This window comes from Neisseria sp. HMSC074B07 (assembly GCF_001810355.1).
Taxonomy (GTDB): domain Bacteria; phylum Pseudomonadota; class Gammaproteobacteria; order Burkholderiales; family Neisseriaceae; genus Neisseria.
The window spans coordinates 1-26,911 of the sequence record NZ_KV800928.1 but is presented as its reverse complement, the minus strand read 5'-3'; the positions used below and the strand labels follow the sequence as shown (position 1 = coordinate 26,911).

Sequence of the window (26,911 nt, the reverse complement as noted above, 5' to 3'; positions counted from 1 at the left end):
GCCTTGTCCTGATTTAAAGTTAATCCACTATACACAGAAAACCGTGTGTCCGTACAAACAAAAAGGTCGTCTGAAATTTTCAGACGACCTTTTGTCATTTGCTTTATTGGGGGATGTATTGTTTCAGCAGTTCGCGGAACTGCGCGCCGGTTTCCGGATGTTTCAAGCCGTAGGCGACAGTGGCTTCGAGATAACCCAATTTGCTGCCGCAGTCGTAGCGTTTGCCGTCGAAGGCATGGGCGAGGACGGACTCGTGATCCAACAGGCGGGCAATGCCGTCGGTCAGTTGGATTTCGTTGCCCGCACCGCGCGGCAGGTTTTCCAGAAGGCTGAAAATGCGCGGGGTCAGGATGTAGCGGCCGACAACGGCAAGGTTGGACGGCGCTTCTTCGGGTTTCGGTTTTTCGACGATATTGGTAATTCTTTGAAAGCTTTTCAGTTTTTCCACTTCAACAATACCGTACGAGCCGGTTTGCGACGGATCGACGGTTTCCACGCCTAAAACGCTGTTGCCGCTTTGATTGTAGATATCGACCATTTGCTTCAGCGCGCCTTTGGGCGCGTCAATTAAGTCGTCGGCAAGAATGACGGCGAAGGGTTCGTCGCCCACTGCGGCGCGGGCGCACAATACGGCGTGTCCCAAGCCTAAAGCCTCGGCCTGGCGGATGTAAAGACAGGTAATGTTGGAAGGCAGGATGTCTTTGACGTGTTCCAGCAGTTTGTCTTTTTGACGCATTTCCAGCTCGGTTTCCAGCTCGTAGGCTTTGTCGAAATGGTCTTCGATGCTGCGTTTGTTGCGGCCGGTGATGAACACCATTTCGGTACAGCCTGCTTCTACTGCTTCTTCTACCGCATATTGAATCAACGGTTTGTCGACGATAGGCAGCATTTCTTTTGGGCTGGCTTTAGTAGCGGGCAGAAAGCGCGTACCCATACCGGCTACGGGGAAGACGGCTTTTTTAATCGGTTTCATTCAGTTTCCTTCTATTTGATTGTCGAATCGAAAATTCAGACGACCTCGGTTGTCTAGGTTTGACTTGGTTGCCACATTGTCGGCGGCAAAAAGGTAAGGCATTTAAAAGGCGTTCAACAGAATTAGAGTGTTCATTCCCCGATAAGTTGCCAAATTGATTGAGAACAGAATCAACGATTTGGACAGTCGGGAAGTTGGCTCGGTCACATCCTTGAGTATTTTTAATAAATGCTTAATCCAGCATCGCCAAAAGCTCTTCCTCACTCAAAACTGCCACACCCAAGGCATTGGCTTTTTCCAGCTTGCTGCCGGCAGCTTCTCCGGCGACAACGTAGTCGGTTTTTTTGGACACGCTGCCGGAAACTTTGCCGCCTGCGGCTTCGATCAAAGCTTGGGCTTGGTCGCGCTTGAGGGTGGGCAGGGTGCCGGTTAGCACAAAGGTTTTGCCCGCTACGGCTTCGTTTAGGTCGTCTGAAACCGTTGCTTCTTGGTTTTCAGACGACGTTTGGGCGAAGAAGGTTTTCAGGTTTTCGAGCAGGGCGGCGTTTTGTGTTTCGCTGCGCCATGCTTGCCAGTCGGCGGGGAGGGCTTTGTCGGTTTGCAGACCTTCTATGCTTTTACCGGCGAGTTCCCATAAGGCTTGGGCTTTGTTTTCGCTGATTTTGAAACCGGGCAGGCGGGCAATCCAGCGTTGCGGCTCGGCGTGGCGGGCGGGTGGGATGGTAACGGCTTGGGTTTGCGGGGCAACGCCTGCGGCGAGCAGCTCGTCTATCATCGCCTGCTGCGCGTCTTGGGCGAAGAAGTGGGCAATGGAGTGGGCGACGACGGTGCCGATGTCGGGCAGGCAGGCGAGGATGGGTTCGGGTGCGCGGCGGACGTGTTCCAACGAGCCGAATGCCTGCGCCAGCGTTTTGGCGGTGCGTTCGCCGACGTGGCGGATGCCGAGCGCGAACAGGAAGCGGGCGAGTTCGGGCGTTTTGCTGGCTTCTATGCCTGCGAGGATGTTTTCCGCCCACTTGGTCGGCTGTTTTTTGCCGGTTTGGGTGTTGGATTCAGACAGGTCGCCTGAAACCGTTTCTGTGTCGCCGTTTTCGTTTTCAGACGACGCTTTATCTGCCGTTTCCTTCATTTTTTGCAAGGTCGGGATGTCGAGGCGGTAGAGGTCGGCAAAATGGCGGACGAGGTTTTGGGCGACAAGTTGCTCGATTTGTTTTTGACCGAGTCCGTCGATGTCCATCGCTTTGCGCGAGGCGAAGTGGATTAAGCCCTGCGCGCGTTGCGCCTGACAAAGCATACCGCCGCTGCATCGGGCGACGGCTTCGCCTTCTTCGCGTTCGATTTCGCTGCGGCAGATGGGGCAATGGGTCGGCAGGTGGTAGGGCTTGTGGAGCGGAACAGATTGGGTTTGATTGGTAGACGGTGTTTCGGCAAAGAGGTCGTCTTGTTGGTATTTGAGGCCGTCTGAAACGTTGGAAACGGCGGTTTCCTGCATCGGGCGGCGTTCGAAAATCACGCGCACGACTTCGGGAATCACGTCTCCGGCGCGGCGCACGACGACGGTATCGCCGACGCGCACGTCTTTGCGCGATACTTCGTCCTGATTGTGCAGGGTGGCGTTGGTTACGGTTACGCCGCCGACGAATACGGGTTGCAGGCGGGCGACGGGGGTAACGGCGCCGGTGCGCCCGATTTGCACATCTATGGCTTCGACGATGGTCAGGGCTTCTTCGGCGGGAAATTTGTGGGCAATCGCCCAGCGCGGCGCGCGGGAGATGAAGCCGAGTTCGCGTTGTTGCGCCAAGCTGTTGACTTTGACCACCATGCCGTCGATTTCGTAGGGTAGGGAGGGGCGTTTTTGCTGCATTTGTTCGTAAAACGCCAATACTTCGCCGATATTTTTGAAACAGCCGAAATTGCCGTTAGGCAGGCTGAAGCCGAGTTCTTGGAAATAGGCGAGTTCTTGGATGTGTTCTTCCGCGACGAAACCGCCTTGCTGGCGGGCAATCGAGTAGGGGAAAAAGTGCAGTTTGCGTTGCGCGGTGATGCGCGAATCAAGTTGGCGCAGGCTGCCGGCGGCGGCATTGCGCGGATTGGCAAAGGGTTTTTGCCCGTTTTCGGTTTGTCTTTTATTGAGGGCGGTAAAGTCGGCTTTGAGCATCAGCACTTCGCCGCGGACTTCGATGAATTCGGGCGGATTATCGCCGTGCAGCCGCAGGGGGATGTTGGCGACGGTTTTGACGTTTTGGGTAACGTCTTCGCCTATCGTGCCGTCGCCGCGTGTCGCAGCCTGCACCAATACGCCGTCGCGGTAGAGCAGGCTGATGGCGAGGCCGTCGAATTTGGGTTCGATAACGTATTCGGGATTGCCGCCGTCCAAACCGTCGCGCACGCGTTGGTCGAAAGCGTACATTTCGGCATGGTCGAACACGCCGTTTTCATCTTGCGGGGAAAAGGCGTTGGTCAGCGACAGCATCGGCACTTCGTGGCGCACTTCGGCAAATCCCGCCAAAGGCTCGCCGCCGACGCGCTGGGTCGGACTGTCGGGCAGTTTGAGCTCGGGATGGTTTCGTTCCAACGCTTCGAGTTCGCGGAATAGTTTGTCGTATTCGGCATCGGGTACGCTGGGTGCGTCGAGGGTGTAGTATTCGTAGGCGTAGCGGTTGAGGAGGTCGGTGAGGTGGCGGATGTGTTGTGCGGTCGGGTTCATGGAGGAAGGTTTTCAGACGACCTTTGTCTGATATAGTGGCTTAACTTTAAACCAGTACGGCGTTGCCTTGCCTTGCTGTACTGTCTGTACTGTCTGTGGCTTCGTCGCCTTGTCCTGATTTAAATTTAATCCACTATACATGATGGGACGGGCAAAGGTCGTCTGAAAAATGATAGGTTGAAAACAGTTGGATTTTACCCGAAAAAAAGCGGATATGCCGTAACGACATATCCGCTTTGATTGCATTCAATTTTAGGAGAACAGGCGCAGGGCTTGTTTGCTGCCGGGTTTGATGCCGACTTTGAGCATTTCTTCCTGACGCGCCAAGACGTAATTGCGAATGTCTTTGAGCCATTGGGTAGAAACTTCCTCCATTTTGTCGTTGACCAAATCCAAGCCCAACTGACCGGAGAGGCGTACCGCCAAGTCCATGAAGAGGTCGAAGGTTTTTTCGCCGGCGGGCGCATGCGGGATGTCGAGCAGCATGCTGAAGCCTTTGTAGGACTGGTTGTCCAAAAGGGCGTTGGTAAAAGCATCGCCTGTGAGGCTATGGATGGCAAACATCGGGCTGCCGGTTTGTCCGGTGTAGTGGAATGCGCCGTCTTCGCCCAATACGAAGCCGAGGTTTTCAACAGAAGCGCGCAGTTCGACGCCGCTGATGTTGCTGTGTGAAACCAAGTGGATGGCGATGGTTTGATCGACGCGGGCGCAGAAGGTGTCCAATGCCTGCGCGACTTCGGTAAACGCTGCCAAATCGGTGTGGAGGACTTTGCCGCCCATCAGTTGGGCGAAGGTGTCAACCTGTTGGTTGAACTGTTGCAATTCTTCTTGGGTTGCCAAACCGTTGCGGCTGACTGCTTGCAGGCCGACGACGAAACCTTGGTAATAAACGCTCGGAATCGGTTCGGCAACTTGGAAGCGGTCGTCCATGGTGCAGCCGATGATTTGGAAACGGTGGCGGTTGGACAGGCGGGGCAGGGCGTGCAGCTCTTGCGCTTCGGAGAGGGCGATGTAGGCGAGGTAGTCGAAGCGCGGGTCAAACCACGGCAATTCGACTTGAGACAATTCGTCCAAGCTGACCAAAGGTTGGTTGGCGGCGGACGGCAGGTTGACCGGCTCGTCGCTGGCGGCTTGGGTGGTGATTTCGTTGTTCAGGCCGATGACGGTATGCTGTACCGGCTCGTCGGTAAAGTCGTCTTCAATCGCCAACTCGACATCGGTTTTGATGGCGGAAGGTTTGGCGAGTTTGGCTTTGGCGGCGAAGATTTCGTCTTGTTCTTGCAGATTGCGCAGCGCGGCTTCTTGGGCTTTGTTCGCTTTTTTGACGAACAGGCCTTTGCCGCCGGATTCTTTGCCGTCGCGCACATGGCTGGTTTTACTGTTCAGTAGCGCGTCTTTGTCGGAGTGGCCGAACTGCTCGCGCACCTGTTTGCGGTATTGGTTTTCTTGGTACATATTGTAGGCGATGACGGCAAGGATGACTGCCAAGCCTAAGACGATGAAAATCATGGGTAATCACTTTTTTGTAAGAGCGGCATTCCGTCTTCGTTGCCCGGGGTGGTTTGCCTTTGGGCGTATGCGGAATCGTATTGCCGCGAGTAAGTTCGTCGGAGTCGGACACGGATTGTCCCGTATGGATGCTCGATTATAACGAAAATAAACTTTTCTGACAGCAAATGCCGAGAATGATAGCCCAAAATCGGGCCAGGTCGTCTGAAAAATGCTATATGGCATTTTTGAGCGATTAACGGACAACCGGAAAACCTGCCGCCTGCAATCTTTGCCAGTCGAAAAAGTGGCCGGGGTCGGTTTTGCGGTCGGGTGCGATGTCCTGATGACCGGTAACGGCGGTGATGGGGTAATGCCCGACCAACGCTTGCAGCAAGGTTTCCAGCGTTTGATATTGCGCTTCGGCAAACGGCTCGAAATCGCAGCCTTCCAATTCGATACCGACCGAAAATGCGTTGCACTTTTCGCGTCCGCGAAACGACGACACGCCTGCGTGGTACGCCATATCGTTGCAAGAAACGAACTGCACCGCCTCGCCCTCGCGGGTGATCAGAAAATGGCTGGAAACGCGCAAGGTGTGGATGACGCTGAAAAACGGATGTTCGTTGGGGTCGATGCGGTTGGTAAACAGCTTTTCCACCGCGCCCGTTCCATATTCGAAAGGCGGCAGCGAAATATTGTGTAAAACCACCAGCGACACGGCTTCTGATTCTGCCCGCGGCTCGAAGTTCGGAGAAAACGCGCGGCGCGCAGGCTGCCACCAGCCTTGTTGCCAGCCAATGTCTTGGCATTCGGACGGAAGATTCATATTCAGACGACCCTTTATTTCAGACGACCACTGAGGCGGAAAAAACGTACGTCGGGCGGGCGCGCAGGGAAGAAGGCGCGCATTTCGGTTATACTGTCGCACGACGTTCACAAATCAAAAATCCTACCATGCTGAAAAAAATGTTGAAATGGTTTGCGGTATTTTTTGTTGCCGTTGCCGCCGTGTTCGCCGCCTTGCTGTTCGTTCCCAAAGACAACGGCAAAGCATACCGTATCAAAATTGCCAAAAACCAAGGCATTTCTTCCGTCAGCCGTACGCTTGCCGAAGACGGAGTCGTTTACAACCGCCATGTGCTGGTCGCAGCCGCCTACCTGATAGGCGCACACAACAAACTCAACGCCGGCTCGTACCGCCTCCCTTCCAGCATTTCCGCATGGGGCATTTTACAGAAAATCCGCAACGGCAGACCCGATGCCGTTACCGTTCAAATCGTCGAAGGTTCGCGTTTTGCCACCATGCGTAAAATCATCGATAACACGCCCGACATCGAACACAAAACACGCGGCTGGAGCGATGCGGAACTCATGCAGGCGATTGCCCCCGACGCGCTCAGCAGCAATCCCGAAGGCCAGTTCTTCCCCGACAGCTACGAAATCGACGCAGGCAGCAGCGATTTGCAAATCTACCAAACCGCTTATCAAACCATGCAACGTCGTCTGAACGACGCTTGGGAAGATCGCCAAAGCGGATTGCCCTACAAAAATCCGTATGAAATGCTGATTATGGCGAGCCTGATTGAAAAAGAAACCGCCCACGAAGACGACCGCGCCCATGTTGCTTCCGTATTCGTCAACCGCCTCAACATCGGCATGCGCCTGCAGACTGACCCGACCGTGATTTACGGCATGGGCAGCGCGTACAAAGGCAAAATCCGAAAAGCCGACCTCCAGCGCGATACGCCGTATAACACCTACACCCGCAGCGGCTTAACCCCGACCCCCATCGCCCTGCCGAGCAAAGCTGCTCTTGAAGCCGCCGCGCATCCGTCGAATGAAAAATACCTCTATTTCGTCTCCAAAATGGACGGTACCGGCTTGAGCCAGTTCAGCCATAATCTGGAAGAACACAACGCCGCCGTACGCAAATATATTTTGAAAAAATAAGCCGAACTAAGCTTCAAAAGCATAAAGGTCGTCTGAAAACTAGAAAACCGGTTTTCAGACGACCTTTTGTCTTAGGACGATTTAGAACAGATTATTCCTGTTTATCTTTATCAAGTTATTTTATAGTGGCTTAACTTTAAACCAGTACGGCGTTGCCTCGCCTTGCCGTACTATCTGTACTGTCTGCAGCTTCGTCGCCTTGTCCTAATTTAAATTTAATCCACTATATTTTCATTGCTACTGCAAAATAAAAAGCGGTCTGAAACCTTATTTGGTTTACAGACCGCTTTTATTATTTATGCCTTATCGGGTAGGCGGTTTGGCGTATCCGTCATCGGCGGGAAAGGCTTGAGGTTCATTTCTGCTGCGGTTTGGGTCGTACAGTTCGAAAATTGCAGTGCCGATTACACCCGTATTGCGGATGGAGCCATTATCCGAGTTGGCGGCATAAGAGTCGCGGGGGCTGCTAAAGACAAACGACGCCACCGCGCTGCTGCTTTTGCGGAAACCTTCGATTTCTAAAGAATCATGAGGGTACAAGACATAACCGTCGGCGTATTTGCTGGCCGATTTGCCTGAAATCACATCCAAACCATCAACGCTGGCTACGATTTCCAAGGTTTTGTTGCTGTTGTTTTGATAGACCAAACGGTATGCCTGTCCGTCCGTACCGCGCAGATAGTAGTTGCCTTTGTCACGGAATATCGGCAGCAGGCTGCCATCGTCACCGCGTACAGACAATTCCACTTTGCCTGAAGCTAAAGCAATCGAATTGACGCTGCGGCCGCGATAATCTTTGGAAGAGTAGTTTAATACGCTTTGCGCCAAAGGTTCCTGACTGACACGGCGCAAATCTACAGAATGAACAGGAGATTCCACCTCATCGCCCCAACCCGTTCCTAATTTCTCTGCCGCTTGCGCACTTTGGCTCGGTACGGCTGAATTGGTGGCAGCCGGTGCTTCAACTGCTTGATGTGATTGTGAACAGGCTGCTAAAACGGCAGTCAGCAACATCGGCAGCCATAATTTAAATTTCATTTGAGGCATAATCGCTCCTACGATAAATTGGATGATGGATAAACAACCTGAAATTACATAATAAAACTTACCGTATCATTATTATTTTTTCTAAATAACAAGGACAATACAGCAAAAGAGTTACCCATAATCTATACATTTACTTCAAATGGGTAAGAAACAGTATTACATCATACTTTGTAGATTTATACGTCTAAAGCGCTTATCAAAGAACTTTTCTCATTGGAGCATTGTCAATAAACAGGATAAATAAGGGTAAAACCGTCGGTCAGGCCGTCTGAAAGTCATCTTCAAGACTTTATTTATGATTCTAAAGAGTTACTATAGTGGCTTAACTAAATCAGGACAAGGCGACGAAGCCGCAGACAGTACAGATAGTACGGCAAGGCGAGGCAACGCCGTACTGGTTTAAAGTTAATCCACTATAAATAGTGTATTGTCGACTTCAATGATGAAGATTTGTTGAGAGATACCGTATTGTTATGGATGGCAATTTTGACGGCACACTAGAAGATGCTTCTATCGAAGGATAAAATGACGATGAAAATTAAAGTAGCTATGCTGGGTATTACCGGCTTGATATTGTCCGGCTGCTTTTTCGCCAATGACGAAATCAAGTTGGATGATATTGGGAATTTCAAAATTACAGTCAATGAAGCTAAGGATTATAGGCAGGTTCATTTGACAGGTTTAGTAGGCAATAGCGCAATGGGCATTTCAGATATAAAGACAACTTCCCGCAATGATGAGCTGAATATTACTTTATTTCAAAAATTGGCGGATTCAAAATATTCAGGAAGGCTAGATAAAGAAATTGCTCTTGAACGCAATATTAAAAAGATTACTTATGGTTCTAAACACGAGATTATCTGGCAGGAGTAAATCGGTTTTATTCGGTATCTCTATTGCTTTTCAATAATACTGTTTAGCGGTTTAAACACAAAGAAAAAGGTCGTCTGAAATTAAAGTTTCAGACGACCTTTGTGCTTGGAGGGTATCGACAATAAAAGCGCGGTCAAATTTTAAAGCATTTTTGTAAATGGCTTTCAAAGTCTGACGGATTGCTTTCATCCAATACAGATACCCAATCTATCCTCAAACCTCGGCGGTTTGTATCAAGCAATATTGTTGGGTTGTTTATATAACTCAGAACGGAATATCGTCGTCGATGTCCTCGACAGGGGCTGCCGGTGCGGCGGGAGCTTGGCGGCGGGGGGCGGCAGGGGGTTCTTGGTTTTGCGGGGCGGCTTGGTATTGTTGCTGCGGCGCTTGTTGTTGGTAGCCGCCTTGGCTGTAACCGCCGTCGTCGTAAGGTGCGCCGCCGCTGTTATCGTTGCGGCCGCCGAGCATTTTCATTTCATTGGCGATAATGTCGTATGCGGTGCGTTCGATGCCATCTTTGCCTTGGTATTTACGGCTTTGGATGCGGCCTTCCAGATAAACTTGGCTGCCTTTTTTCAGATATTGTCCGGCGATTTCGGCGAGACGGCGGTACATGGTGATGTTGTGCCACTCGGTGCGTTCTACGCGCTGACCGTTGCGGTCGTTCCATGTTTCGCTGGTGGCAACGCTGAAATTGCAGACGGCTTCGCCGTTGGGCATATAGCGGACTTCGGGGTCGCGACCGAGACGGCCGATAAGGATGACTTTGTTCAATGACATTTTTTAAACTCCTGTGATGATGTTTTCGGCGGCCTCTTGGTCAAATCCTTTTTGCAACGCCTTGATGTAAATGGTTTGTTTGTCTGCGCTGAAGGTAATGCTTTCGACGCCTTCGACTTGGGACAATGCTTGGTAGAGCGAATCGTGTTTTTCCTGCCATACGGGGCTGACGGGATAGCTGAGGTTTTTGACGGGTTTCGGCGCGGGGGCGAGTACGGCGATGACCAGCCACAACAGCATCAATACGCTGCAAAAGGTGAAAACGCCTGCAAAGCCGTATTGTTGAAACAGCCATCCGCCGCTTGCGCCGCCTACAAACAGCCCGACGGACTGCATGGTATTGTAAACTCCCATCGCCGTGCCTTTCAAATCGGCCGGTGCAATCTTAGACACCATGGACGGCAGGCTGGCTTCCAATACGTTGAAGCCGATAAAGTAAACAACCAGATAGGCGGTAATCAGCCAAATCGAGTGCATGCCGAACAATAAGCCGATTTGCGCCGCTGCGATGCAGGCGATGCCGAGGATGAAGACTTGTTTGAGCTTGTTGCGGGTTTCGCCGATGATGATGAGGGGGATCATAATCACCAGCCCTGCGATGGTTGAGGGCAGATAGACTTTCCAATGCTGGATTTTTTCCAAACCGAGCTGCGTCATGGCAAAAGGCAGGGCAGTGAATAACGCCATTTGTGCGGCGTGCAGCGCGAAAATGCCGAAATCCAGGTTGAGAAGCTGGCGGTCGCGGAGGACTTCGCCCATGCGTGAGGGTTGCGCCTGTGTGTCTTCGTGCAGCTTCGACACTTCGGGGGCGGGAGTCATCCAAGCGACAACACCTATGCTGATGACGGTCAGGATGCCGGTCAGCATAAACAATCCGGGAACGCCGATTATGTCGGCAATCATCGGGGCGACCACCAGGCTGACGGAAAAGGTCAAACCTATGCTCAAACCTATCATCGCCATCGCGCGGGTACGCACGCCGTCCCGGGTCAAGTCGGCAAGCAGCGCGGTTACTGCGGCGCTGACTGCGCCCGCCCCTTGAATGGCGCGCGCGGCAACCAGCATGGGCAATGAGTTAGCGGCAGCGGCGAGAAAACTACCGGCGGCAAAGACAATCAGTCCGACATAAATGGTTTTTTTGCGCCCAAATTTATCGGAGGCGATGCCCAAAGGCAGTTGCAGCAAAGCCTGTGTCAGCCCGTAGATACCCATTGCCAGACCGACCAAGGTTTTGTTGTTTTCCGCGCCGGGCAATGAGGCGGCATATAAGGACAAAACGGGGAGAACCAAGAACATCCCCAACATACGCAGTGCGTAAACGCCGGAGAGGGTGGTGCTGGCACGCCATTCGTGCGGAAACATTTGGATGCGGGTGTCTTTTGCCATAAACGGTTTTTCAGACGACCCGGTAGGATTTTGAGGTCGTCTGAAATTTTAAAATTATCAGATGTGCGGATTATACAGGATTCAAAAGGGTTTGCATTTGCACGGGCCGCAGCCGTTTATACCCCGCGGTCAGCCCCACTGCCAACGGTTGCGCCATGCGCCTAAGACGGCGTTGGGGTATTTGTTGCTGCCCAGGCTGCCGTTGAAGCGCGCCAAAGCGCGGACGATGTTGCCTTTTTCGATATTGTTGTAGTGGCGCAGGATGGTGCAGCCGTAGCGCAGGTTGGTACGGATGTCGAACAGGTTGTGCGAAGGTTTGCCAATATAGTTTTTCCAAAACGGCATGACCTGCATCAGCCCGCGCGCGCCCACGCCGCTGATGGCGTATTGGCGGAACGCGCTTTCGACTTCGATCAACCCTAAAATCACTTGGGTATTCAGCCCCGCGCGGCTGCTTTCGTATTGGATGTTGACCAGCAGGCGGCGGCGTTCGGCGGCCTCGGGAACGTAGCGGGCAAGGCGGGAGGACATCGCCGCCAGCCAGCGTTCACCTTCGTTTGGATCGGCGAACACGAGGCGTGGCGGATTGACATTGTTGATGGAGCTGCGCATCACTGAAGCGACATCGTCGGCAAGCGTTTCTTCGCGTTGCGCGCCGGCGAGTGCGGCTGCAGGACTGAGCAGCAATGCGCCGCCAGCCAGTAAAAAGCGGCGGCGGGACGGGGATTCGGGCGTGAGGATCAGGTTTTCCGTTTTCATGTGTACTGTCATTCGTTTAGTCGGTTTAAAGGTCGTCTGAAAACCCTATTTTTGTTTTCAGACGACCTTTTGACGTTTGCAAAACGGGTATTATAAGAATATCTCCGTGCGGAATCAAAGGTGGCGTACATCATTGATGAGCAGATTGACTTGAAACAGACAATGCGTGATACATCAATACGGTGCAATATTGCGGCGGTTTAAAGTTGATCTGCGATATTGTCAATCAACGGCGGGACAGAGTAACATTAGAGCTTCGTTTATCCACCGGTATCCCTTCATGACCACTACGCCCACCAATGTCCTGGCATCCGTCGATTTAGGTTCCAACAGCTTCCGCCTCCAAGTTTGCGAAAACAACAACGGACAACTGAAAGTCATCGATTCCTTCAAACAAATGGTGCGTTTTGCCGCCGGTTTGGACGAACATAAAAACCTCGACGAAGCATCCCAAGAGCGTGCCTTGGACTGTTTGGCAAAATTCGGCGAACGGCTGCGCGGGTTCAGGCCCGAACAAGTGCGCGTCGTGGCGACCAATACCTTCCGCGTAGCAAAAAATATCGCCCAATTCCTACCCAAAGCCGAAGCCGCACTGGGCTTCCCCATCGAAATCATCGCAGGCCGTGAAGAAGCCCGCCTCATTTACACCGGCGTCGTCCACACCCTGCCGCCCAACGGCGACAAAATGCTCGTCATCGACATCGGCGGCGGCTCAACCGAATTTGTCATCGGCTCCGACCTCCAGCCGCTCGCCACCGAAAGCCTGCCTTTAGGCTGCGTCACTTACAGCCTGCGTTTCTTCCAAAACAAAATCACCGCCAAAGACTTCCAAGCCGCCATCTCCGCCGCCCGCAACGAAATCCAGCGCATCAGCAAACTCATGAAGCGTACAGGTTGGGATTTCGCCATCGGCACCTCCGGCTCCGCCAAATCCATCCGCGACCTCATCGCCGCCGAGCTGCCCCAAGAAGCCGACATCACCTACAAAGGCATGCGCTACCTCGCCGACCGTATTATTGAAGCCGGTTCCGTCAAAAAAGCCAAATTTGAAAGCCTCAAGCCCGAACGTGTGGAAGTGTTCGCCGGCGGACTGGCCGTCATGATGGCAGCGTTTGAAGAACTTGACCTCACCAAAATGACCGTTACCGAAGCCGCCCTACGCGACGGCGTATTCTACGATCTGATTGGACGCGGTTTGAACGAAGACATGCGCGATCAGACGACCGCCGAGTTCCAAAACCGCTACCACGTCAGCCTCAACCAAGCCAAACGCGTTGCCGAAACCGCGCAAGCCTTTATGGACAGCCTGTGCCACGCCAAAAACGTAACCGTCCAAGACCTTGCCCAATGGCAACAATACCTCGGCTGGGCAGGCAGACTGCACGAAATCGGACTCGACATCGCCCACACCGGCTACCACAAACACTCCGCCTACATCCTCGAAAACGCCGATATGCCCGGCTTCTCCCGAAAAGAACAAACCATACTCGCGCAACTGGTCATCGGACACCGCGGCGACATGAAAAAAATGGCGGACATCGTCGGCAGCAGCGAAATGCTTTGGTACGCCGTCCTCTCCCTGCGCCTCGCCGCACTTTTCTGCCGCGCCCGCCTGCCTTTGGATCTGCCGCCGCAAACCCAACTGCGCGCCGACGAAACCGGCAAAGGCTTCATCCTGCGCATCAGCCAAAACTGGCTCGAGCAACACCCCCTAATCGCCGCCGCGCTCGACTACGAAAGCGCGCAATGGCAAAAGATCGATATGCCTTTCAACGTGCAGCCCCAATAGGGTTGAAAATGGTAAAAAGGTCGTCTGAAAATTAGATTCAGACGACCTTTTTGTTATTTGCAGGGATGTAGTGATTTGAGATAAGGATTCTGAATCCAAATATTTTTTAATATTTGAAACAGGTCGATAATGGCTGACCCATCAGATATTTTATTAATGGGTATGGTTTGGGATGAAGCATGGGCTTTCCCCAATAAATCACTCAAATATAATGCTCTAACACATCGATAGTGTTCCCTATTTAAGATTAAGCAAGTAAAAAACGTTTACCGTTTGCTGCTAAAATGTGTCTTATATTTAAAGCACCGGTATGTCCGCTTCCTCATTTCCATTCATTCGATTGAAATTTCTCCCATGCTCCGTTTCGCTCTATTCGCCGATATCCATGGCAAATTCTTATTTCCTTTTAAGCTGGTACATCACTACCAGCAAATTACAGGCAAAAGCATAGATTTGATTCTCCAATGTGGTGATATGGGTGCTTTTCCCAGTAAAGATTGTATGGATAAAGCCACCTTGCGTCATGCTGCAAAAGATCGCAATGAATTGGGATTTATGGACGATTTTGTGCAACCGAATCCTCAAATCGCCCGATTCCTCGATAAACTTAATATCGATATGCTTTGCGTACGCGGCAATCATGAAGATCATGGTTTTTTAGACGAATTAGAACGGCAAAGCGAGCAGGCTGTTTTTACCATTGATGCTTATGAGCGCGTTTGGGTACTCAAAACGGGGGAGCCGTTTGTGTTTCAAAAAGGAGGAGAATCGCTGGAAATAATCGGCATCGGCCGTATTGGCGATAGAAAACAACGACCTCATGGCTAATTTATCCAAGAATATGAACGTCAAAATCTGCGCCGTTTGGTTAAAGATTGCCTGAAAAACAAACATGACCCTGATGTGCTGATTACGCATGATAAGTTTGGTGACAGCCAGCGCGGTTATGGCTCTGTTGAAATTGCAGAAGTGATGGATAAGCTTGCTTTTGCCTACCATTTTTACGGACATACTGGAGAAGCATATCAGCAAAATTTGGCAGACAACGGCATTACACAGTCGGTAAAAATTAAAGAATTGGAATTTGACGGAGAGGGTAAGTTGTCGGAGGGGTGTATGTTGATTTTGGAAGTAGAGCAGCAGAAGGGTGACAAGCATTTTACGCTTTCACCTGTACCATTAAACGAGATTATCCATTTTATGCGGGATACTTGGCGATATTACTGATGTAAAAGGGGCGGATAAGGAAATCCGTCCTTTTATTTTGGTTGATTGTTTTAGATAGTTCGAACCCTTAATGATATTTGATTTGGAACCGCTGTAAGAAATGGTAACGGCAAAGGTAGTAGAGGCATTATCGGCTAATGGGCTGCTTAATAGTGCTCGGAATGAATGGCAAACAACTTACTAAATCAATATTTGTTTTCAGGCTGTCTTTTTAATACAATCCGTCCATGCTTTTCAAAGCGATTAGCGGCGGCTCTGCGTGTTTAACGGCAGGCAGAACTGTGCGGGCGGCGTGCCGATTCCGTATCCTGCGCTACGAAAGTGGCGGAAAGCAGAAAACCAAAGGCAAAAGCGTGTTTCGTCTAGTGGGAAAGACGGCGGGCATAGGGTCCACAAACATGGGTTCGAATCCCATAGCACAAAGCCGATGGAAAGTGTTTAGCTCACTCGGTAGAGCATCAGAATTTTATTCTGACGGTAGCGGGTTCGATTCCCGCAACACAAGCATTTGAATTAGCTCATTGGGTAGAGCAAAGGACTCATAATCCTTGTGTAACAGGTTCGACTCCTGTATTCAAAACCAAGCCTGTCGGGGCTTTATCCGACACTATCCTTTCACGATAGAAAATGGTTTGTAAAACCGACATTTATTGGTCTCAAAAACCAAAAACGCAGTACCGCAACCTGCTGCTGCCGCTTTCTGCGCGGCGCGGCGTCGGACGGTATTTCAGGCAGCCTGCACCATTGGGGTCGTCTGAAACCTATCCGCCGCCACACCGCAAAGACAACGGGCAAGGCTTGCGGCCCGGCTGACGCAAAGGCGGGCACGATACCGGCGCACGGCAAAACGGTTTAGGCAAGATGTGAAACCCAAGCCCTGCGCTGCTTTCATGCTCCCCGATGTACACACGGGTCCGCCGCCTCTGGCTGTTGCACAAGCGGCAGCGGCAGGTTGCCCCTATTTCTTCGGGTTGCCGTTTTCAGGCGGCCTGAAACGGGGTTTGGGGCAACGGAAATGTCCAAGCCCAATCCATTTTAAAAAGGAAACGTCATGTTCAAAAATTTCGTCGTCAAACCCACCGAACGCCTTATCGTTCTGCTGGACGGCAGCCTGCACACCGTTCTCAATGCGGGGAAACACACTATTTGGCATTGGGGCAAGGAAATTGAAACACACAAACAGGACGCGACCGTGCTGCATGTGCAGTGGAACGGCATCGGCAGTTTGTTGAAAATCGCTTCGGAACGCAAAAAGGCGGAAAAATTCCTGCAAATTGTCCATAACCCTGCCGGACACAATACACTGGTATGGCACGATGAAATGCCCGTATTTACCATGACCGACAATACGGACTATTGGGCGTTTTTCCGTCCTGAAAAAGGCGAATTGAATACGCTCACATTGGCGCACAACGAATACTGGCTGCCTGAAAACGTGCAGGAAACGCTGCTGTTGCGCAACCAAGTACCGTCAAACTGCGAGAAATTTGTCGTGGAACAACACGAACGCCTGCTTATCCGCATCAACGGGCGTTTGCAGCGCGTGCTGGGCGAAGGGCGGTATCTGCTGCAAAGCAAGGCAAGAGCGAAAAATAACGAAATCGAAATCGAACGGCAACACACAGCCAACACAATGTATCATCAATGGGAAGACGCGCAGAAATGGGCGAAAGAGCAGCCTGAAAATCCGCAATGGCTGGTGCTGGAAAGCCCTGTGGGACAAAACACGTTGGCGTGGCATCAGGATTTTGGCGCAAAGGTCGTGGCAAGCGGCGAACACGCAGCGTTTTGGCTGCCTGAAAATGGCGAAATTGAAACGCACACGCAGCCGAAAACCGAATACTGGCTGCCCGAAAATGTGCAGGCTGCTTTGCTGACACACGCCACGTTGGACAAACCCCTGCAAAAATATACCGTTAAAGCCAACGAACGCCTGCTGATTACCGAGCGCAACCGCCTGATGCGCGTGCTGGGCGAAGGTGATTATGTGCTGCTGTTGGGCGAGGAACATAAAGCCCTGTTTGCCGATACAGGCATACCCGTTTACGAAAACACGGCGCAACTGGCGCAATGGGCGGCGCAAAATCCCGAACTCGCAGCGGCGCATTGGCAGCGCGTGGAAGCCGGTGAAAACGAATTGCTGCTGTGGTCGCAAAACGGCAAGCTGCAAAACCTGATCCGCCCCAAAGAAGCAGCGTGGTTCTGGCGCGAAGCGGCTCAGCCGTATGAAATCCAACGTATTGATTTATCTAAAGGTTTGGCAATCGATACGGATACAGTGAAGCAGTTGCAGAACATCAATTTCGGCGGCCATCCTGTGTTTAAAAATGCAGTGCACACGGTAAACGTACCCGAACACCATCAGGGCTTGGTCTATATCGACAACGTGCAGCAACCGCCTCTGATGCAGGGTCGTTACCACTATTGGCTGGTAAACCAAACGGTCGGCAGCCAAGTGGCGGATTTGCGTTTGCAGACTTGCGAAGTATCGGGGCAGGAGCTGCTGACTGAAGATAAGGTTACCGTACGCGCCAATGTGGTATGCAACTACCGGATTACGGACGCACCCAAATGGTTTGCCCAGCATCAATCGCCCGAAGAATATCTCTACCGCGAATTGCAGTTTGCCATCCGCGCGCTCATCGGCAGTAAAAGTATGGACACACTGTTGGAGGACAAACAGGGCTTGGATACGGAACTGACCGCACTTATCCGCGCCAAAGTACCGCAGGGCGCGGAAATCGACAGCGCAGGCGTGAAAGACATTATCTTGCCGGGCGAAATCCGCAGCATCTTAACGCGCGTAGTGGAAGCCGAAAAATCCGCCCAAGCCAACAACATCCGCCGCCGCGAGGAAACCGCCGCCACACGCTCGTTGCTGAACACCGCGCGCGTGATGGAGGAAAACCCGACCGCCCTACGTCTGAAAGAATTGGAAACATTGGAAAAAGTTACCGAGAAAATCGACAAGATTTCGGTATACGGCGGATTGGACGGCGTGTTGAAAGGCTTGATTAATATTCAGCAGCCGAAATAGGATTTTTGGCCGCCTGAACACGCCGCACGGCAGAAAAGCAGCCTGTACTTGGAAATTTGGAAGTGCAGGCTGCTTTTTTGGATAAAGTGTATGAGGTCTTTGCAATAATATAAGTTACTAAATTTTTATGCTCAATATCATTTCCAAAATGAAAAACCTTTCTGATTTTTCCTACTTTTTACTCAATATCAGAAAGGTTTTAGTTAATTGAAAATTTTTTGGCGTACTCTTAGGTGCCAAATTTCGTTAATAGACCATTTTTGCAAAGGTCTCTGTAAGTGGCTTTCTCAAATATGAGCTTTTCTGACATTGCAGTAATAGATTGCGAAGTAGGATTTATTGAACATTCAATAAAAAATATGTTTCTTTAAATAGCCTGATTCAATCAGTGGGAAAACATCAGACAGCGGGGAAATCAATTTAACATCTGCGTGATGAATCATTACGTGTTCATTTTGGTTTAATTCATTCTTATATCTTCTGTACAAATTTTTATCATTATCGAAAAACCAAACTAAAGCATATATCTTCCCATGAATATTTTTTGATTCATGATATAACTTTCTAAATTTAACTCTATTTCCTTCTTTATTCAATCTTTCAAAGCTATTGCTTTGCTTGGATTTCGACCCTTCTTCTCCAATTAATTTACTTTCCAATGCTTTGGCATGGGCTAATCTTGAAACATCACTATCATTTTTACCTGAACGAAAATTCATATTTCCTCCGGCTATTGCCGTAGTTAAGAAAAATAAACCTAACAGAGCTATGAGCATTTTCTGCCATTTCGTTTTGTCGGTTTTAAAAATGAGGATTCCCATAATAATGCTCCTTTCTGAGAGGTCGTCTGAAAAATCATTTTCAGACGACCTGAACTTTATTGTGGCAAGACAAAATTGTCTAACGTCAGTCCCGCATCGCGCAAGCTTTGTACGTATTGCTCAAACACGGTTTGATAATCGTCCGACTGTATCACAGCGGAAAACATCGGCTGCTGAGGATGCTCGCCCTCGGGCAGTTCGATTAGCACGGCTTTGCCTCCCAAGTCGGCACAGGTCGTCTGAAAACGGGGAAGGGCAGAGTAAGGTTGCGGCGTGGCAGTAAGGTGGAGTTCGTAATACATGGTTTCAGACGACCTTAATGTTCTAGGTTGTTTCGTTTATTTGTTTCGGTAGGCCGGATTGCAGGAAATCGGACATTTCGCGATAAAACGCCATAACAATTTGCATTTTTTGCTGGTCCGGTTCGCTTGTTTGAGGTCGAATGTTTATTTCATCTATCAATTCGCGTAACGGGCGGCGTTTGGTGGGATTGGCTTCGTCCAATATAAAATACAGAATTCCCCCGTCTTGTATCAACCTGCGGTGGGCATCCATTATATGACTGTTAAAAAATAAATTTTGAATCAGATTGGTGCGTTGTTCATCATTTTGTGGAGGTTTAGCGGTCTCAGGAAGCAACACGGTTTTGTTACAAACGCAGGATTGAGGTTGTTTGAGCGCAAAAACGGGCAGGTAAAACATCATCAACATTGCCTTCAGAATGTCGCAGAAATGCTCTTCAGCCTCGTCATCGCCCTGTTGCAGGCAAGCGGGCAGTTGGCAGGTTTGAAGGGTAAAGTCCCATTCGCTGCAACCTGTAGGCAAACCCAGTTCCAGATCCAAATAAAAATGACCATCCAGTTCGATAAAATGCCATGGCGTTCGGTTGGCGCGTACGCGCGGCAGATGCAGATAGGGATTACGGCAAATCCTTAGGTACAGGCGGATCAGATGGGCAATATTACCGCAATAAGCAGGGTTGAGTTGACGTACGCGGTTAATGCGGACGCTCTTTTCTTTTGGACGGAAGGAGCAGGGCGGTTGTTTGGTTTTCATTAGAATGGTTGGGTGGTTTTTGTCGTAGCCAGGTGTGTTTAAATTAGTTTGGTGTAAGGGGTGTGTAGAACGCACGCCCACGGTTTTGCTGTTTAGACGACTTCTTCTATGTCAGCCACCTTAATCCTTCTGGTTAAGGAGGTTTCTACGTTACAACAAACTGTATGCAAGCAGAAACATGGGTAGCAAGGAAGAACGTTCCTATAACACAATTTGATATACCTAATTCTGAATTGGATAAGTTAGATATTAAAAAATTCTCATCTGCTGATTTGGAATGGGGAGATTTTGTAACAAAAGGTCGAAAGGGCACTTTAAACCATAACCATGATTCGGTAAGTGGTCCGATGTTGGCAAATCCAAGTGATGCTAAAAGAGGAAAAGCACATAAAGCTATAGGTTTGCAGTTTGTTATTTTACAGAAAAAAGCATTCAATTTATTTAATCGGTTTAAAAAAGTTAATCAAACTGGTAAAAATTGCTCTTAATCTGCCATAAGGAAAAAAATGTTTGATGATTTTAAAGATAATATGATATTCACTGATAATGAAACTGGTGATAGAGTTATTTTTCATAGAAAAACTTGGTTGTATATAATATTTGGGATACTAACCCATTATTTAAGATATACCGATGATTATGCGGAAAAGATAATAAATGAATCTTTTTTATGTTCTAAGGAAGAGTTAAATTTTCATTCGGTTGGTATGCTATGTCATGATGAAGAGTATCATTGGGCAATGTTGTTGGTACATGGGGACAATTATTGGAATCATGGTTTTAATATTGAGCTGCCAGATGATTACTATGACTGGATGGATAGTTATATAAAAAATAATAATTTAAAGTTAAATATATGTGATTAATTGGGGCAATTAGTAAGATTGGCTCAAGACCTAACAAAAGGATAAGCAGGCAATATAAAAACGATCTATGGTTGATTAGGAGATATTTATGATTAAAGTTATAGACTTAAGAAGTGAATATAGTACAAATCCAATATTTGTGAATTTCAATAGACAAGCTTATGCTATTCCGACGTTATATGTTAAATCGCTTCCTAAATTTGACTCTAAAAAAATCAATACCTGTTTGATTATTTTGCATCCGCATAACAATTTCCCAGAAAAACCGAATATACAAGGGTTTGCAGATTTCTATCTGTATTTTAATTTTGATAAGTATTTTGCGTCTTCTGATACTGAGAAAAAAATGATGCAATTACAAGCAGTCCATCAAGGAATGTTGGGTATTGCAGTTGAGCAGGGCTGGAATACGGAACCGTTTGAAATAGCATATCAAGCCTGTTTGGACGCTGATCTTGTCTTAAATACTCAAATTAAAAAACGTAAAATGAGTCCGAATAGAAAGCAATATTTGTCCATATTTGCGCATTGTGATCTCTATCATTTTAAAATTACTTGGACAGTATCTGATAAAAAAGGAACAATCCTTCAAAGGGGACCTCTATTTTCAGAAGAACCTTCTTTCTTGGCTATGGGCTATCGGTTGAATTTTCATTGGATAGATGACGAACATTTTATTGTCGAGTCCAATTACAAAGGACTGATTTCAGATACTTGGGAAGTTGATATTTTGAATGGGACTGTCCTAGTAACTAGCAAATTGTAGCCTGCATAAATCAACAATTACAACAAAGGCCTAAATGATGATTAAAGAAATTAGCTTACCTCTCGAAGATTACACAAAATATAAAAACATTAGCAAAGGAATGTTTGCTATATCAGAACTATATTTGGTATCTCTACCAAAATTTGATTCAAAAAAAGTTTTTAAATGTAATATTTTTTTGTGTGAGGATCGACAATTTCCAATTAAAGCGAAAATACCAGGTTTTGCTATATCGTACCAATTTTTTGATTTTAAAAAATATCTTTCTTTAAATGAGGAAGATAGAAAGCTCATGGTATTACAAGTTATTCATCAGGGAATGCTGGATATTGCTGCTGATTACAATTGGGATACAAAACCGTTGGAAGAAGCTTACCAAAGTTGCTTGACTTCCGATCTAACTTTTAAAAAACAAATCAAAAAGCGCAAGCTAAGTCCGAACAGAAAACAATATCTGTCTTTATGGGCATATTGCGATCAACACCACTTTAAAATCACTTGGACAGTATCTGATAAAAAGGGGGAAATAGTTAAGCAGGGTACATTGCTGACAGAACAACCATCTTATATCGACATATTGCGTAGCTTGAATTTCCATTGGGTAGACGACGAACATTTTATTGTTGAGTCCAAATACAAAGGATTGATTTCAGATACTTGGGAAGTTGATATTTCGAATAGTGCTGTCCTAGCAACTTGCTGGTTTTAGCCTGTGTGAGACTTCCAATTTTGACGTGGCGTGTGTCGGGATACATGCAGCGGTTCCTGCTTTTCAGACGACCTCAATCCTTAAAGTGAAATTATGATTAACGAAATTTGTTTATACTGTCAAAACGATGAAAGGGCTTCTGAATTTAATCAAGAAACCTTTGCTATTCCGGAGCTTTATCTCGTTTCAATACCTAAGTTTGATTCCAAAAAGGTGATTAAATGTAATATTTTCTTATGGGAGAATGGTCCATTTCCGCCCAAAGAAAAAATATTGGGGAGTGCTGATTCTTATCAGCTTTTTGATTTCAAGAAGTATATTTCCGTATCAGAAAGAGATAGGAAACTTATTCAGTTACAAGTCGTCCATCAAGGAATGCTCGATATTGCGTCTGATTACAATTGGTCGAGAGAACCATTGGAGACTGCTTACCAAACCTGTTTGATGTCTGATTTAACATTTAAAAAGCAAATAAAAAAGCGGAAACTTAGCCCCAATAGGAAACAATATCTTTCCTTATGGGCGTATTGTGATCTTTACCATTTTAAAATTAGTTGGACAGTATCTGATAAAAAAGGGGAAATAGTTAAGCAGGGTACGTTGCTGACAGAGCAACCATCTTATATCGATATATGGTGTAGCTTGAATTTCCGTTGGATAGATGACGAACATTTTATTGTTGAGTCCAATTACAAAGGATTGATTTCAGATACTTGGGAAGTTGATATTTCGAATGGTGCTGTCCTAGCAACTTGCTGGTTTTAGCTTGTGTGAAACTTCTAATTTTGACGAGACGTGTGTCGGGATACATGCAGCGGCTCCTGCTTTTCAGACGACCTCAATCCTTTTCGAGGTCGTCTGAAATATTTGTCCTTAAATAATCTCATTTTCGGCGGCGACGCATGGCTGTTGTCTGCCGAAGTTGATTTGGACTAGGGTTAGGGCTTGAATCAATTAATATTTGTAATCTTGGCGGAAGTAGAAGATATTTTGACAAAAGCTTGGATAAGAAATTTAGAAAATTATGAAAATAACTTTAGATAACTGGGACGGTTCTTCTTGTAAAGAAGAAATTTATCATGTTAATTATTCAGTAAAACTCTTAGGCATTTTAGAAAGATTGGATAATAAAAAACATACTCTTGTAAATTTAGTTTTATTAGAAGAAAACTATTTGATGATTGGTGGAGGAAATGGAAAATATGTTATAACAGGTGAAGAAAATGGCATAGTTTTTAATTTATTAAACCCCAGTGAAGGAAGTACCTTAAAAATAGAATTAAATACGGGAGGACAAATTGGCTTATTTGAGTCTAAATATATTCTATCTAAAGAAATGGCATTCAAATGTGCTGTAAAATGTTTTACTATAGGATGTATTCCACAAAATGATTTAGATTTTGTCTGGGAAAAGTACTAAGGTTTAGTTTTAATAACTTTTTATCAAGCCTGTAGTTTGTCTAAAATTCCTCAATAACTCTGTAGGTATGAGGAGCACACGCACGTGGTTTCTTTTCAGATAAAACCAATACCTTCCTTAAGGTCGTCTGGAATATTTTTTCAGTAAACTTATTACTAATTAACAAGCCAGTTGATATAAATCGGTCGTCTGAAACCAACTTTCATGAGAACGATTCTATATAAACTTTCTCACTTTGGTTACCTTCAGTAAAAAATTCGTGTATTGCCAATGTAGTAGGTGTCTGAAAGGAGATAGGAAGTCTTACGTAGAATAATTACTTTTTAAAATTTAGGAGTTTAAATTAATGTTACCTAAAGAATTAACAGCTAAAATTTTACTAGAAAGTGTTTTAGAATGTACGGATTTTATAGCAAATGAAGTGTCGAACTTATACAATGCGGTAATAGAGAAATTAAAGCAAGATGATGAAATATTCTTTATGAATTTTGTTGAAGATGAGCATAAAAAAGATGATTATTATGGATATGTCTATAACAAAACGAATAGAAAAATCTACGAATACGCCTTTCATGATGATAAGTTAATGAAAAATAGGAAGTTATCTCTTGTCGAAAAGAAAATTGAAGAGTTGACAACAAAAGATATTCTTGAGTTGCCTATAATCAATTTGTTGTGATGTTTAAATATAATATATGAACGCTGTTGGAACTCTGACAGTACAGGCTATCCTGACGGCAGTTATGAAACCTTCGAATAAAACCGTCTCAACCTGTTGTTTGCTGTTAAAATCACCTACGACTAGACTCACCGCCGAACTGAGCTCACCAAGTTTGGAGGGTTTGGTTTTGTTTTTGTTAATTTATTTTTTCTTAGAACTTGTATCCTTTTAGACAAGTAATCTTTGGGGGCATGTGGTATAGCGATCTGTGTATAAGGACTAAATCTATCAATCCGTCTTGAATCAATAAGGTCGACTGAAAATCTACTTCGAACCCCATCAAGCATTTATAATCCGTCTTTTCAGACGACCTTTTGAACATTCGTTCTCTCAATAAAATTGACCTTATGAAACCCAAATTTATCACTCTGGACGGCATAGACGGCGCGGGCAAATCGACCAATCTTGCCGTTATCCGCCAATGGTTCGAATCCCACAACCTTCCCGTATTGTTCACCCGCGAGCCGGGCGGTACGCCTGTCGGCGAGGCTTTGCGCGAAATTTTGTTGAACCCTGAAACCAAGGCGGGATTGCGCGCGGAGACGTTGATGATGTTTGCCGCGCGGCAGCAGCATCTTGAAGACGTTATCCTGCCTGCGCTGGCAGACGGCATTCATGTCGTTTCCGACCGTTTTACCGATGCGACTTTCGCCTATCAGGGCGGAGGGCGCGGCGTGCCTCTGCAAGATATTGAAATGCTGGAAAATTGGGTACAGGGCGGGTTTGGTCCTGATTTGACGTTGCTGCTGGACGTGCCGCTGGAAGTGTCGATGGCGCGTATCGGGCAGACGCGCGAGAAGGACCGTTTCGAGCAGGAGCAGGCAGATTTTTTCACCCGCGTGCGTGCTGTTTATCTCGAACGCGCCGCCGCGCATCCCGAACGCTACGCGCTTATCGACGGCAACCGGAGTTTGGAGGAGGTGAGGGCGGATATCGAACATGCGCTGGCGCGCAGTTTCGGTATGGATGTTTAAAACCGAATGAAGGTCGTGAAAGGATACGTTTTTGCTTTGAGGTTATTTGTTTCAGATGAAAATAGCGGTATGCGCCGCATTGGGAACATGGTAAAATTACACGCTATTACAAAATAGGTTTATTTGTTAATAAATAAGCCGCTTTGTAATGCCAAACGTCCCGAAACCAACGTTTCAGACGACCTCGTCTCAACATCTCTCTCGCAACAGGATCGAAAAATGGAAAACTCATTAAAAGAAGCCGCACTGAAATTTCACGAATTCCCCGTGCCGGGTAAAGTCTCCGTTACCCCCACCAAATCGCTGGCCACGTCCAAAGACTTGGCTTTGGCGTACTCGCCGGGCGTTGCGGCTCCTTGTATGGAAATCCATGCCGATCCGCAAAATGCGTACAAATATACCGCCAAAGGCAACTTGGTCGCCGTGATTTCCAACGGTACCGCCGTTTTGGGCTTGGGCAACATCGGCGCGTTGGCGGGCAAACCTGTGATGGAAGGCAAAGGCGTATTGTTTAAAAAATTCGCCGGTGTGGACGTATTCGACATCGAAATCGATGAAAAAGACCCGCAAAAATTAGTGGACATCATCGCTGCTTTAGAGCCGACCTTCGGCGGCATCAATCTCGAGGACATCAAAGCGCCTGAGTGCTTCTACATCGAACGCGAATTGCGCAAACGCTGCAAAATCCCCGTATTCCACGACGACCAACACGGTACCGCCATCATCACCGCCGCCGCCGTATTGAATGCCCTGCGCTATACCGGCCGTAAAATCGAAGAAGCGACCTTGGTTTGCTCCGGCGCGGGTGCGGCTGCGATTGCCTGCTTGAACCAACTGCTCGATTTGGGTCTGAAACGTGAAAACGTTACCGTTTGCGACTCCAAAGGCGTGATTTACAAAACCCGCGAAGACAAAGACCGCATGGACGAGTCCAAACAGTTCTACGCCATTGAAGACAACGGTCAACGCGTGCTTGCCGATGCCGTCAAAGGCAAAGACATCTTCTTGGGCCTCTCCGGTGCGAACCTGCTGACGCCTGAAATGCTGAACACCATGAACGCCAAGCCTATCGTGTTCGCCATGGCAAACCCGAATCCGGAAATCCTGCCGCCATTGGCAAAAGAAACCCGTCCGGACGTGGTCATCGGTACTGGTCGTTCCGATTTCCCGAATCAAGTGAACAACGTATTGTGCTTCCCGTTCATCTTCCGCGGAGCGTTGGACGTCGGCGCGACGACCATCAATGAAGAAATGAAACGCGCCTGCGTCTATGCTTTGGCGGATTTGGCGAAAGAAGAGGTAACTGAAGAAGTGGTTGCCGCTTACGGTAAGAAATTCGAATTCGGTGCGGAATACCTGATTCCGACCCCGTTCGACTCCCGCCTGCTGCCGCGTGTTGCTTCGGCTGCCGCCAAAGCTGCGATGGAAAGCGGCGTGGCAACCCGTCCGATTGCAGACTTGGAAGCCTACGCTGCCAAACTGAGCGAGTGGAAACTGTAATCCGGTTTTAATTTGAATGTGATGTAGAAAAGGTCGTCTGAAAACTGAACTGGCCCCCA

Annotated in this window: 26 protein-coding genes, 2 tRNA genes and 4 pseudogenes; 19 read left to right on the top strand and 13 right to left on the bottom strand. The window is 48.0% G+C overall.

Going from position 1 to position 26,911, the window contains the following annotated elements; translation table 11 throughout:
- Positions 1 to 103: 103 nt before the first annotated feature.
- The 5 genes and pseudogenes from galU to ampD all read right to left on the bottom strand — a co-directional run bounded on the left by galU (position 104) and on the right by ampD (position 5,997).
- Complete coding sequence (gene galU / locus HMPREF2726_RS05745) at positions 104 to 973, bottom strand: UTP--glucose-1-phosphate uridylyltransferase GalU (protein WP_070602569.1); 870 nt, start codon at positions 971 to 973, stop codon at positions 104 to 106.
- Positions 974 to 1,205: 232 nt separating this feature from the next.
- Positions 1,206 to 3,680 (bottom strand): NAD-dependent DNA ligase LigA, encoded by a 2,475-nt coding sequence (gene ligA / locus HMPREF2726_RS05740; protein WP_009311840.1) that lies wholly within the window; start codon positions 3,678 to 3,680, stop codon positions 1,206 to 1,208.
- A gap of 30 nt (positions 3,681 to 3,710) precedes the next feature.
- Positions 3,711 to 3,818: pseudogene (locus HMPREF2726_RS14395) on the bottom strand (IS5/IS1182 family transposase); the annotation flags it as partial.
- 114 nt (positions 3,819 to 3,932) lie between these two features.
- Positions 3,933 to 5,189, bottom strand: a complete 1,257-nt coding sequence (locus HMPREF2726_RS05730; protein WP_003763891.1) for a cell division protein ZipA C-terminal FtsZ-binding domain-containing protein — start codon at positions 5,187 to 5,189, stop codon at positions 3,933 to 3,935.
- 235 nt (positions 5,190 to 5,424) lie between these two features.
- Positions 5,425 to 5,997, bottom strand: coding sequence for a 1,6-anhydro-N-acetylmuramyl-L-alanine amidase AmpD (gene ampD / locus HMPREF2726_RS05725; RefSeq protein WP_009311839.1), 573 nt, complete (start codon positions 5,995 to 5,997; stop codon positions 5,425 to 5,427).
- Between the two features lie 128 nt (positions 5,998 to 6,125).
- Between ampD and mltG the strand changes: the two genes are divergently transcribed.
- Positions 6,126 to 7,121 (top strand): endolytic transglycosylase MltG, encoded by a 996-nt coding sequence (gene mltG, locus HMPREF2726_RS05720; protein ID WP_070602567.1) that lies wholly within the window; start codon positions 6,126 to 6,128, stop codon positions 7,119 to 7,121.
- A 123-nt stretch (positions 7,122 to 7,244) separates the two neighbouring features.
- Here mltG and HMPREF2726_RS14390 read toward each other — a convergent pair.
- Both HMPREF2726_RS14390 and HMPREF2726_RS05715 read right to left on the bottom strand, forming a co-directional pair.
- Positions 7,245 to 7,358, bottom strand: a pseudogene (locus HMPREF2726_RS14390) (IS5/IS1182 family transposase); the annotation flags it as partial.
- Positions 7,359 to 7,424: 66 nt separating this feature from the next.
- The gene (locus tag HMPREF2726_RS05715; protein WP_009311837.1) at positions 7,425 to 8,168 is read right to left on the bottom strand and encodes a hypothetical protein; all 744 of its coding nucleotides are present in this window, start codon (positions 8,166 to 8,168) and stop codon (positions 7,425 to 7,427) included.
- A 298-nt stretch (positions 8,169 to 8,466) separates the two neighbouring features.
- Here HMPREF2726_RS05715 and HMPREF2726_RS14385 point away from each other — a divergent pair.
- Positions 8,467 to 8,584, top strand: a pseudogene (locus HMPREF2726_RS14385) (IS5/IS1182 family transposase); the annotation flags it as partial.
- Between the two features lie 115 nt (positions 8,585 to 8,699).
- Positions 8,700 to 9,041 carry a hypothetical protein gene (locus HMPREF2726_RS05710; protein WP_009311836.1) on the top strand — a complete coding sequence of 114 codons (342 nt, stop codon included), beginning with the start codon at positions 8,700 to 8,702 and terminating at the stop codon, positions 9,039 to 9,041.
- Positions 9,042 to 9,305: 264 nt separating this feature from the next.
- Here HMPREF2726_RS05710 and HMPREF2726_RS05705 read toward each other — a convergent pair whose 3' ends face one another.
- The 3 genes from HMPREF2726_RS05705 to HMPREF2726_RS05695 all read right to left on the bottom strand — a co-directional run bounded on the left by HMPREF2726_RS05705 (position 9,306) and on the right by HMPREF2726_RS05695 (position 11,966).
- Positions 9,306 to 9,821 carry a single-stranded DNA-binding protein gene (locus HMPREF2726_RS05705; protein ID WP_003742079.1) on the bottom strand — a complete coding sequence of 172 codons (516 nt, stop codon included), beginning with the start codon at positions 9,819 to 9,821 and terminating at the stop codon, positions 9,306 to 9,308.
- Between the two features lie 3 nt (positions 9,822 to 9,824).
- Positions 9,825 to 11,207, bottom strand: a complete 1,383-nt coding sequence (locus HMPREF2726_RS05700; protein WP_009311835.1) for an MFS transporter — start codon at positions 11,205 to 11,207, stop codon at positions 9,825 to 9,827.
- A 129-nt stretch (positions 11,208 to 11,336) separates the two neighbouring features.
- Positions 11,337 to 11,966 carry a lytic transglycosylase domain-containing protein gene (locus HMPREF2726_RS05695; protein WP_009311834.1) on the bottom strand — a complete coding sequence of 210 codons (630 nt, stop codon included), beginning with the start codon at positions 11,964 to 11,966 and terminating at the stop codon, positions 11,337 to 11,339.
- A gap of 280 nt (positions 11,967 to 12,246) precedes the next feature.
- Here HMPREF2726_RS05695 and ppx point away from each other — a divergent pair, with 280 nt between their 5' ends.
- The 7 genes from ppx (at position 12,247) to HMPREF2726_RS13010 (ending at position 18,019) form a co-directional block, all read left to right on the top strand.
- Positions 12,247 to 13,755 (top strand): exopolyphosphatase, encoded by a 1,509-nt coding sequence (gene ppx, locus HMPREF2726_RS05690; protein WP_003764701.1) that lies wholly within the window; start codon positions 12,247 to 12,249, stop codon positions 13,753 to 13,755.
- A 354-nt stretch (positions 13,756 to 14,109) separates the two neighbouring features.
- Complete coding sequence (locus HMPREF2726_RS14695; protein ID WP_009311832.1) at positions 14,110 to 14,583, top strand: metallophosphoesterase; 474 nt, start codon at positions 14,110 to 14,112, stop codon at positions 14,581 to 14,583.
- Between the two features lie 75 nt (positions 14,584 to 14,658).
- On the top strand, positions 14,659 to 14,982 hold the full coding sequence (locus HMPREF2726_RS14690; RefSeq protein WP_232203805.1) for a hypothetical protein: 324 nt from the start codon (positions 14,659 to 14,661) through the stop codon (positions 14,980 to 14,982).
- Between the two features lie 432 nt (positions 14,983 to 15,414).
- Positions 15,415 to 15,484, top strand: a tRNA-Lys gene (locus tag HMPREF2726_RS05680).
- 5 nt (positions 15,485 to 15,489) lie between these two features.
- Positions 15,490 to 15,565 (top strand) — tRNA-Met (locus HMPREF2726_RS05675).
- 44 nt (positions 15,566 to 15,609) lie between these two features.
- Entirely contained in the window at positions 15,610 to 15,795 is a 186-nt protein-coding gene (locus HMPREF2726_RS05670) for a hypothetical protein (RefSeq protein ID WP_036529257.1), read from the top strand.
- A gap of 238 nt (positions 15,796 to 16,033) precedes the next feature.
- Positions 16,034 to 18,019 (top strand): slipin family protein, encoded by a 1,986-nt coding sequence (locus HMPREF2726_RS13010; RefSeq protein ID WP_009311830.1) that lies wholly within the window; start codon positions 16,034 to 16,036, stop codon positions 18,017 to 18,019.
- Between the two features lie 347 nt (positions 18,020 to 18,366).
- Here HMPREF2726_RS13010 and HMPREF2726_RS05660 read toward each other — a convergent pair whose 3' ends face one another.
- From HMPREF2726_RS05660 to HMPREF2726_RS05650, 3 genes are read right to left on the bottom strand one after another with little or no spacing between them, the layout of a single operon-like run.
- Positions 18,367 to 18,840: a hypothetical protein gene (locus HMPREF2726_RS05660; RefSeq protein WP_009311829.1), complete on the bottom strand. Its 474-nt coding sequence runs from the start codon at positions 18,838 to 18,840 to the stop codon at positions 18,367 to 18,369.
- Positions 18,841 to 18,896: 56 nt separating this feature from the next.
- Complete coding sequence (locus HMPREF2726_RS05655; RefSeq protein ID WP_009311828.1) at positions 18,897 to 19,142, bottom strand: hypothetical protein; 246 nt, start codon at positions 19,140 to 19,142, stop codon at positions 18,897 to 18,899.
- A gap of 22 nt (positions 19,143 to 19,164) precedes the next feature.
- Positions 19,165 to 19,896: a hypothetical protein gene (locus HMPREF2726_RS05650; protein WP_009311827.1), complete on the bottom strand. Its 732-nt coding sequence runs from the start codon at positions 19,894 to 19,896 to the stop codon at positions 19,165 to 19,167.
- Positions 19,897 to 20,048: 152 nt separating this feature from the next.
- Between HMPREF2726_RS05650 and HMPREF2726_RS05645 the strand changes: the two are divergent.
- The 9 genes and pseudogenes from HMPREF2726_RS05645 to HMPREF2726_RS05605 form a co-directional block, all read left to right on the top strand.
- Positions 20,049 to 20,384 (top strand): annotated as a pseudogene (locus HMPREF2726_RS05645) (DUF3990 domain-containing protein); the annotation flags it as partial.
- 18 nt (positions 20,385 to 20,402) lie between these two features.
- The gene (locus HMPREF2726_RS05640) at positions 20,403 to 20,762 is read left to right on the top strand and encodes a hypothetical protein (protein WP_009311826.1); all 360 of its coding nucleotides are present in this window, start codon (positions 20,403 to 20,405) and stop codon (positions 20,760 to 20,762) included.
- 88 nt (positions 20,763 to 20,850) lie between these two features.
- Positions 20,851 to 21,528: a hypothetical protein gene (locus tag HMPREF2726_RS05635; RefSeq protein ID WP_009311825.1), complete on the top strand. Its 678-nt coding sequence runs from the start codon at positions 20,851 to 20,853 to the stop codon at positions 21,526 to 21,528.
- A gap of 34 nt (positions 21,529 to 21,562) precedes the next feature.
- Positions 21,563 to 22,237, top strand: a complete 675-nt coding sequence (locus tag HMPREF2726_RS05630) for a hypothetical protein (protein ID WP_009311824.1) — start codon at positions 21,563 to 21,565, stop codon at positions 22,235 to 22,237.
- Between the two features lie 93 nt (positions 22,238 to 22,330).
- Positions 22,331 to 23,002: a hypothetical protein gene (locus tag HMPREF2726_RS05625; protein WP_049225061.1), complete on the top strand. Its 672-nt coding sequence runs from the start codon at positions 22,331 to 22,333 to the stop codon at positions 23,000 to 23,002.
- 259 nt (positions 23,003 to 23,261) lie between these two features.
- On the top strand, positions 23,262 to 23,657 hold the full coding sequence (locus HMPREF2726_RS05620; RefSeq protein WP_009311822.1) for a hypothetical protein: 396 nt from the start codon (positions 23,262 to 23,264) through the stop codon (positions 23,655 to 23,657).
- A 346-nt stretch (positions 23,658 to 24,003) separates the two neighbouring features.
- A complete protein-coding gene (locus HMPREF2726_RS05615) occupies positions 24,004 to 24,336 on the top strand; it encodes a hypothetical protein (RefSeq protein WP_003778366.1) in 333 nt (110 codons plus the stop codon).
- Positions 24,337 to 24,725: 389 nt separating this feature from the next.
- Complete coding sequence (tmk, locus tag HMPREF2726_RS05610) at positions 24,726 to 25,352, top strand: dTMP kinase (protein WP_009311821.1); 627 nt, start codon at positions 24,726 to 24,728, stop codon at positions 25,350 to 25,352.
- A gap of 219 nt (positions 25,353 to 25,571) precedes the next feature.
- Positions 25,572 to 26,852: a malic enzyme-like NAD(P)-binding protein gene (locus HMPREF2726_RS05605; RefSeq protein ID WP_003756682.1), complete on the top strand. Its 1,281-nt coding sequence runs from the start codon at positions 25,572 to 25,574 to the stop codon at positions 26,850 to 26,852.
- The last annotated feature ends 59 nt before the right edge of the window (positions 26,853 to 26,911 follow it).

Excerpts from the sequence above, each read along its gene's own strand:
- HMPREF2726_RS05620 (WP_009311822.1), top strand. The coding sequence starts at position 23,262 with ATGAAAATAACTTTAGATAACTGGGACGGTTCTTCTTGTAAAGAAGAA.
- HMPREF2726_RS05635 (WP_009311825.1), top strand. The coding sequence starts at position 20,851 with ATGATTAAAGTTATAGACTTAAGAAGTGAATATAGTACAAATCCAATA.
- HMPREF2726_RS05625 (WP_049225061.1), top strand. The coding sequence starts at position 22,331 with ATGATTAACGAAATTTGTTTATACTGTCAAAACGATGAAAGGGCTTCT.
- HMPREF2726_RS05670 (WP_036529257.1), top strand. The coding sequence starts at position 15,610 with ATGGTTTGTAAAACCGACATTTATTGGTCTCAAAAACCAAAAACGCAG.
- ligA (WP_009311840.1), bottom strand. The coding sequence starts at position 3,680 with ATGAACCCGACCGCACAACACATCCGCCACCTCACCGACCTCCTCAAC.
- HMPREF2726_RS05705 (WP_003742079.1), bottom strand. The coding sequence starts at position 9,821 with ATGTCATTGAACAAAGTCATCCTTATCGGCCGTCTCGGTCGCGACCCC.
- HMPREF2726_RS05660 (WP_009311829.1), bottom strand. The coding sequence starts at position 18,840 with ATGGGAATCCTCATTTTTAAAACCGACAAAACGAAATGGCAGAAAATG.
- HMPREF2726_RS05655 (WP_009311828.1), bottom strand. The coding sequence starts at position 19,142 with ATGTATTACGAACTCCACCTTACTGCCACGCCGCAACCTTACTCTGCC.
- tmk (WP_009311821.1), top strand. The coding sequence starts at position 24,726 with ATGAAACCCAAATTTATCACTCTGGACGGCATAGACGGCGCGGGCAAA.
- ppx (WP_003764701.1), top strand. The coding sequence starts at position 12,247 with ATGACCACTACGCCCACCAATGTCCTGGCATCCGTCGATTTAGGTTCC.
- HMPREF2726_RS05630 (WP_009311824.1), top strand. The coding sequence starts at position 21,563 with ATGATGATTAAAGAAATTAGCTTACCTCTCGAAGATTACACAAAATAT.
- HMPREF2726_RS05605 (WP_003756682.1), top strand. The coding sequence starts at position 25,572 with ATGGAAAACTCATTAAAAGAAGCCGCACTGAAATTTCACGAATTCCCC.
- mltG (WP_070602567.1), top strand. The coding sequence starts at position 6,126 with ATGCTGAAAAAAATGTTGAAATGGTTTGCGGTATTTTTTGTTGCCGTT.
- HMPREF2726_RS13010 (WP_009311830.1), top strand. The coding sequence starts at position 16,034 with ATGTTCAAAAATTTCGTCGTCAAACCCACCGAACGCCTTATCGTTCTG.
- HMPREF2726_RS05695 (WP_009311834.1), bottom strand. The coding sequence starts at position 11,966 with ATGAAAACGGAAAACCTGATCCTCACGCCCGAATCCCCGTCCCGCCGC.
- ampD (WP_009311839.1), bottom strand. The coding sequence starts at position 5,997 with ATGAATCTTCCGTCCGAATGCCAAGACATTGGCTGGCAACAAGGCTGG.
- HMPREF2726_RS05650 (WP_009311827.1), bottom strand. The coding sequence starts at position 19,896 with ATGAAAACCAAACAACCGCCCTGCTCCTTCCGTCCAAAAGAAAAGAGC.
- HMPREF2726_RS05715 (WP_009311837.1), bottom strand. The coding sequence starts at position 8,168 with ATGCCTCAAATGAAATTTAAATTATGGCTGCCGATGTTGCTGACTGCC.
- HMPREF2726_RS05710 (WP_009311836.1), top strand. The coding sequence starts at position 8,700 with ATGAAAATTAAAGTAGCTATGCTGGGTATTACCGGCTTGATATTGTCC.
- HMPREF2726_RS14695 (WP_009311832.1), top strand. The coding sequence starts at position 14,110 with ATGCTCCGTTTCGCTCTATTCGCCGATATCCATGGCAAATTCTTATTT.
- HMPREF2726_RS05700 (WP_009311835.1), bottom strand. The coding sequence starts at position 11,207 with ATGGCAAAAGACACCCGCATCCAAATGTTTCCGCACGAATGGCGTGCC.
- HMPREF2726_RS05730 (WP_003763891.1), bottom strand. The coding sequence starts at position 5,189 with ATGATTTTCATCGTCTTAGGCTTGGCAGTCATCCTTGCCGTCATCGCC.
- galU (WP_070602569.1), bottom strand. The coding sequence starts at position 973 with ATGAAACCGATTAAAAAAGCCGTCTTCCCCGTAGCCGGTATGGGTACG.
- HMPREF2726_RS05615 (WP_003778366.1), top strand. The coding sequence starts at position 24,004 with ATGTTACCTAAAGAATTAACAGCTAAAATTTTACTAGAAAGTGTTTTA.
- HMPREF2726_RS05640 (WP_009311826.1), top strand. The coding sequence starts at position 20,403 with ATGTTTGATGATTTTAAAGATAATATGATATTCACTGATAATGAAACT.